The 6,171-nt window shown below is 69.6% G+C and carries 5 protein-coding genes; 4 read left to right on the plus strand and 1 reads right to left on the minus strand.

The window, feature by feature from the left end; all coding sequences use genetic code 11:
• Together H0W38_RS14680 and H0W38_RS14685 are read left to right on the plus strand one after the other, a co-directional pair.
• The coding region (locus H0W38_RS14680) for an HAD-IC family P-type ATPase (protein WP_292455344.1) at positions 1-1,471 on the plus strand (1,471 nt) is incomplete at its 5' end.
• A 68-nt stretch (positions 1,472-1,539) separates the two neighbouring features.
• Positions 1,540-2,613, plus strand: coding sequence for an NAD(P)-dependent alcohol dehydrogenase (locus H0W38_RS14685; RefSeq protein ID WP_292455346.1), 1,074 nt, complete (start codon positions 1,540-1,542; stop codon positions 2,611-2,613).
• A gap of 81 nt (positions 2,614-2,694) precedes the next feature.
• Here the strand turns inward: H0W38_RS14685 and H0W38_RS14690 are convergent, their stop codons facing one another.
• A complete protein-coding gene (locus H0W38_RS14690) occupies positions 2,695-3,153 on the minus strand; it encodes a universal stress protein (protein ID WP_292455347.1) in 459 nt (152 codons plus the stop codon).
• Positions 3,154-3,344: 191 nt separating this feature from the next.
• On the opposite strand from H0W38_RS14690, the gene H0W38_RS14695 reads away from it, so the two are divergent.
• Complete coding sequence (locus H0W38_RS14695; RefSeq protein WP_292455350.1) at positions 3,345-4,073, plus strand: response regulator transcription factor; 729 nt, start codon at positions 3,345-3,347, stop codon at positions 4,071-4,073.
• 13 nt (positions 4,074-4,086) lie between these two features.
• Entirely contained in the window at positions 4,087-6,168 is a 2,082-nt protein-coding gene (locus tag H0W38_RS14700; protein ID WP_292455352.1) for a PAS domain S-box protein, read from the plus strand.
• The last annotated feature ends 3 nt before the right edge of the window (positions 6,169-6,171 follow it).

Consider the following 6,171-nt stretch of genomic DNA (forward strand, 5'->3'; position numbering starts at 1 on the left):
GGCCGAGGCCGCGCAGGCCGCCGGGCTGTCGCCGGCGGAACTGGCGCGCGCCCACCCTCGCCTTCACGAGTGGCCGTTCGACTCGCAGCGCAAGCGCATGAGCACCTTGCATGCGGATGGCGCGGAGGGTGGCCAAGGCGCGGCGGGCCGGTTCAGCATCACCAAAGGCGCGCCGGAAACGGTGTTGCCGCGCTGCACGCGTGTCGCCACCGCCAACGGTGAGCAGTCTCTGGACGGCGCCGAGGCGCTTCAGATCGCCGCTGGCATGGCGGCGCAGGGCATGCGCGTGCTCGCGCTGGCGCGCCACGCCTGGCCCGGCTCGCCGGCCGATGCACTCACCGACCAAGCCGCCGACGCCGTCGAATCCGGGCTGACGCTGCTGGGCCTCGTCGGCCTGACCGACCCGCCGCGGCCCGAAGCACGGGCTGCGGTCGCCGACTGCCGCAGCGCGGGCATCACGCCGGTGATGATCACCGGCGACCACCCGGCGACGGCGCTCGCCATCGCCCGCGAACTGGGCATCGTGGGCGCCGACGAGTCCGATGCAATGACCGGCGCCGAGCTGGCGGCGCTGGACGATGCAGCCCTCGCGGCGCGGGTCGCCGAGACCCGCGTGTATGCGCGCGTCGACCCGGCCCAGAAGATCCGCATCGTCGCCGCCCTGCAGTCGCGCGGCGAGTTCGTGGCGATGACCGGCGACGGCGTCAACGACGCGCCTGCGCTCAAGCGCGCCGACATCGGCGTGGCGATGGGCCGCGGCGGCACCGACGTGGCCCGTGAGGCGTCGAGCCTCGTGCTGCTCGACGACAACTTCGCCACCATCGTCGCGGCGGTGCGCGAGGGCCGGCGCATCTTCGACAACATCCGCAAGTTCATCCGCTACGCGATGACCGGCAACTCCGGCGAGGTCTGGACGCTCTTCCTGGCGCCGCTGCTGGGCCTGCCGATCCCGCTGCTGCCGATCCACATCCTGTGGGTCAATCTGCTGACCGACGGCCTGCCCGGCCTGGCGCTGGCCGCCGAGCCGGCCGAGCGCGGCGTGATGCAGCGACCCCCCCGCCCGCCCGGCGAAAGTCTGTTTGCGGGCGGCCTGTGGCAGCACACGCTGTGGGTCGGGCTGCTGATCGCGGCACTGTGCCTGGCGGTGCAGGCCTGGGCGCTGCGCGCCGGGCTGCACTGGCAGACGATGGTCTTCACCGTGCTCACGCTGTCGCAGTTGGCGCACGTGCTCGCGATCCGCTCGCAGACGCAGTCGCTTTTCGAGCAGGGGCTGCGCAGCAATCTCCCGCTGACCGGGGCCGTGCTGCTGACGCTGGTGCTGCAGCTGGCGACGATCTACGTGCCGCTGCTGCAGCCAATCTTCCGCACCGAGGCCTTGTCGATGGCCGAACTGGCGCTGTGCTTCGCGGCCGCGAGCACCGTGTTCGCGGCGGTCGAGATCGAGAAGGCCGTGCGGCGACGCAAAGCTTGATCTTCCGCAAGGCGCGGCGGCCCTGCCCTTCCTAAGCTGGATCGACCGAATCAACCGGAAAGAAGCTCATGGCCAAGATGAAAGCAGCAATCTTTGTCGGCCCCGGTCGCATCGTGCTGGACGACAAACCCATCCCCGACGTCGGCCCGCTGGACGCGTTGATGCGTGTCACCACCACCACCATCTGCGGCACCGACGTGCACATCCTCAAGGGCGAGTACCCGGTGGCCAAGGGTTTGACCATCGGCCACGAGCCGGTCGGCGTGATCGAGAAGCTCGGCTCGGCCGTGCAGGGCTTTCGCGAAGGCCAGCGCGTCATCGCCGGGGCCATCACGCCCAGCGGCTGGAGCAACGCCTGCCTGTGCGGCGTGGGCTCGCAGGACGGCGCCGGCACGCCACACGGCTGGAAGGCCATGGGCGGCTGGAAGTTCGGCAACACCATCGACGGCTGCCAGGCCGAATACGTGCTCGTGCCCGACGCGATGGCCAACCTCGCGCCGGTGCCCGACGGCCTGAGCGACGAGCAGGTCCTGATGTGCCCGGACATCATGTCCACCGGTTTCAGCGGCGCCGAGAGCGCCGGCATAAGCATCGGCGACACCGTGGCGGTGTTCGCTCAAGGCCCGATCGGGCTGTGCGCCACCGCGGGCGCCAAGCTCAGCGGCGCCAGCGTGGTCATCGGCGTGGACCGGCTGCCCGAGCGGCTGCGCATGGCCACGCAAATGGGCGCCGATCACGTCATCGACGCCAGCCAGGTCGATCCGATCGAGGAAATCATGCGGCTCACCGGCGGGCGCGGCGTCGATGTGGCCATTGAGGCACTGGGCACGCAAGCGACCTTCGAGGCCGGCCTGCGCGTGCTGCGCCCCGGCGGCACCTTGTCAAGTCTCGGCGTGTACTCCACCGACCTCAAGATCCCGCTCGGCGCATTTGCTGCCGGGCTCGGCGATCACCGCATCATCACCACACTGTGTCCCGGCGGCAAAGAGCGCATGCGGCGGCTGATGTCGGTGGTCGAAGCCGGTCGCGTCGATCTCGGCGCCATGGTGACGCACCGCTACAAGCTCGACGACATCGAGGTGGCCTACGAGCTCTTCAGCCATCAGCGCGATGGCGTGCTCAAGGTGGCGATAACGCCCTGACTGAAGGAAGGCGGCGCCGTTCGGGCAGGCGGCCGGGCCCGCACGGGCCGTCTTCTGCCACCGCCGCGACGACAGGAAGTCTCAGGTCGCGGAGACCGCGAAATCGCGCACCAGCAATACCGGCACCGGGCTTTCGAGGAGCACGCGTTGCGCATCGCTGCCCAGCGCGATGCGCCGCAGTCCCCGGCGGCCGTGCGTGCCCATGACGATGAGTTCAGCGCTCCAGTCCTTTGCTTCCTGCACGATCACGTCGCACACGTGCAGGGTCGGATCGCCGCGCACCACGCCGTCCACCGCCAGCGCCTTCGACCGGGCACGCTCCACCGCCGCGAACACGAGCCGCTCGCCGGCGGCACGCGAATCCTTCAACAACTGGTCGGCGGGAAAGTAGGCCGACAACTCCGCGACGAGCAATCGCGCATCGACCACGTACAGCAGGCGCAGCGTCGCGCCTAGCCGCTGCGCGAGGGCGAGCCCCTCATCGAGTCCGCGTTGCGCGGTGGGGCTGTCGTCGATCGGCACGAGGATGCGTGAGTACATGGCGGGTCTCCCGAACAGGATGCCCAGTGTCTGCCCCGCCGGACCTACGGGCCTTGCGTCACGTCAAGGCCGCGCGTCGGGGGGCGGCGAGCACAGCGCAGGCGGCGCCACGCGAGCAGCGTCAAGCTGATACGCTGGCGGCGCAAGGCCCGCATGAGGCCGCCGCCTATCGTGTCCAGCTCCTGCTTCGAGTGAATTCCCCCCTCCATATCGCCATCCTCGACGACGAAGTCGAGATCACCCTGCTACTGGCCAACTACCTGCAGAGCCACGGCTACCGGGTCACGCAAGTGCACGATGGCCGATCCTTGATGGCCTTGATGTCCGCCGATCCTCCTGCACTGGTGCTGCTGGACCTCGGACTGCCCGGGGAAGACGGCTTGTCGATCGCCCACCAGTTGCGCGAGCACTGGCATTGCGGCCTGGTCATCGTGACGGGCCGCGGCGATGCGGTGGACAAGATCGTGGGGTTGGAGGTGGGGGCAGACGACTACGTCACCAAGCCCTTCGACCTGCGCGAACTGCTCGCGCGCGTCAAGGCCGTGCTGCGGCGCACGGCGCCCGGCGAAGCGCCCGTCCAGGCCGCTGCCGGCGCCCCGCAAAGCAAGCTTCGCTTTGCCGGCTGGGAGCTGAACACCGCCGCGCGCCGCCTCACCGACCCCCAGGGACAGGAGGTGGCGCTGACCGGCGGCGAGTTCGACCTGCTGTGTGCCTTTGCACGGCACCCGGGCCGCGTGCTGTCGCGCGACTTCCTGCTCGAGCACACGCGCGGCCGCGAAGCCGGCCCCTTCGACCGCACGATCGACGTGCAGGTCGGGCGGCTGCGCAAGAAGCTCGAAGCCGATGCGCAAAGCCCGCAAACCATCAAGTCGGTGCGCGGCGCCGGCTACATCCTGGTGCCGCCGGTCACGGCCGCGTGATGCGTCCACCACGATGATTCCTCCGATCGAACCCGCGCTGCAGCTGACTTCGGGCATCGACGAGGGCACCGTCTTTCGGTCGCTGTTCGCAGCCTATCCCGATGCCTTGCTGGTGGTCGATGTTGCCGGCAGCATCGTGCTCGCCAATCCGTCGGCGGCGACTCTGCTCGGCTACACGGTCGAAAGCCTGGTCGGCCTGAACATCGATGCGCTGGTGCCCGACGGCATCCGACCGCGCCACGCGGCTTACCGGGAGGCTTATGGCCGCAGTCCGCGCGCGCGACCGATGGGCACGCAGATGGGTCTGGTCGCAAGGCGGCGCGACGGCAGCGAGGTGGCGGTCGAGATCGCGCTCAGCCCTCTGCAAAGCCACGGCTTGCCGCTGGTCGTGGCGGCCATTCGAGACATCGGCCCCTACCCGCGCGTGAAACAGGCGCTGCAGCGCGCGCGTTACAGCGAACACCTGGCGCACTTCGGCCGGCTCGCGGTCGATTCGCGCGATCAGCAGGTGCTGCTCGACGTAGTGCCGGCCATCGCGGCCGGAGCGCTGCAGGTGGAGCTGGCGATGGTGCTTCTGCTGGAGCCCGATCGCCTGGCCTTGCGCGTCGCGAGCGGTTTCGCGCTGCTGCAAGGCGAGACGGTCGGCAGCCTCGTGCCGAACCAAACGGGCACGCCACCCGGCCTGGTGCTGGCCGAGGGGCGGCCCGTGACGATCGGCGACTACCGCAGCGAGCGGCGCGTCACCGCGCCGCCGACCTGCGTCAACGCCGGCTTGCTGAGCGAGCTCACGGTGCCGCTTTCGGACTGCGGCCGCATCATCGGCACGCTGACGGTGCGCTCGTGCCTGCCCGGGCGCTTCGGCGATGACGAACTGGCTTTCCTCGAAGCGCTTGCCAACCTGCTGGTCACCAGCCTTCAGCGCGCGCAGTCGGAAGAAGCGCTGAGTCATGCGCAACGGCTGGAGAGCGTCGGCCAGTTGACGGGTGGCATCGCCCACGACTTCAACAACCTGTTGACCGTCATCCAGGGCAATCTGCAGGTGATCGAGGAGTTGCCCGCCTTCGCGCAGGACGCGTCTGCGCAGCAACTGTTCAGCGCTGCGGCACGCGCCACCCGGCGCGGTGCCGAGCTCACCGGCAAGCTGCTTGCGTTCTCGCGCCGCCAAGTGCTGCAGCCGAGCGCGGTCGACGTGAATGCGCTGTTGGACTCGCTCTCGAGCATGCTGCGCCGCACGCTCGACGAGCGCATCCGCATCGAGGTCGATGCGCCGCCCTGCCGGCCCTGCCTTGCCGACGCGGGCCAACTCGAATCGGCGCTGCTCAACATCGCCATCAATGCCCGCGACGCAATGCCCGAGGGGGGCACCTTGCGCTTTCATGCCGAGGCGAACGAGCGGTTGCCCGACGACGTACGGGGCTGGCTGGCCACAAACGCCGAGCCCGACACCGCCTATGTTGCGATCTCGATCGCCGACAGCGGCACCGGCATGCAGGGCGAAGTGAAGGAGCGCGCCTTCGAGCCCTTCTTCACGACCAAGGAGGCCGGGCGCGGCACGGGTCTGGGGCTGAGTACCGTCTATGGTTTCGTCAAGCAGTCCAAGGGCGCCATCGCGATCGACAGCGCACCCGGCGCGGGCACCACCGTCACCGTCTACATCCCGATCGCCCAACATGCGTCGGGAACGCCCGAGCAGGCCGATCACGCCGGCGAGATCCCGCCCGGACTGCGCGTACTGCTGGTGGAAGACGACGCCGAAGTGCGTGCCGTCGTGCACACCTTCCTCGACACGCTGGGCTGCAAGGTCACGAGCTGCGCGAGCGCTGAACAAGCGCTGCCAACGCTCGCGCCCGAGGCGCCCTTCGATCTGCTGCTGAGCGACATCGTGCTGGGCGCCGGCATGCGCGGAACCCGGCTCGCCGCGCAGGCGCAGCAACTCGTCCCCTCGCTCGGCGTGCTGCTGATGTCGGGCTTCGCCGCCGAGCTGCTGGACGCCGATCGCGACTCGCCGCCGAGTTGGGAGCTGCTGCGCAAGCCCTGCAGCCGCGAAGAACTCGCACGGGCTATTGCCAAGGCGCTCGAGGCCCGGTTTCGTTAGACG

This window comes from Methylibium sp., assembly GCF_013817365.1.
Taxonomy (GTDB): Bacteria; Pseudomonadota; Gammaproteobacteria; order Burkholderiales; family Burkholderiaceae_C; genus Methylibium.

What these genes read in the sequence shown, in the direction of transcription:
- H0W38_RS14685 (WP_292455346.1), top strand. Translation starts at nt 1,540, where the DNA reads ATGGCCAAGATGAAAGCAGCAATCTTTGTCGGCCCCGGTCGCATCGTG.
- H0W38_RS14690 (WP_292455347.1), bottom strand. Translation starts at nt 3,153, where the DNA reads ATGTACTCACGCATCCTCGTGCCGATCGACGACAGCCCCACCGCGCAA.
- H0W38_RS14700 (WP_292455352.1), top strand. Translation starts at nt 4,087, where the DNA reads ATGATTCCTCCGATCGAACCCGCGCTGCAGCTGACTTCGGGCATCGAC.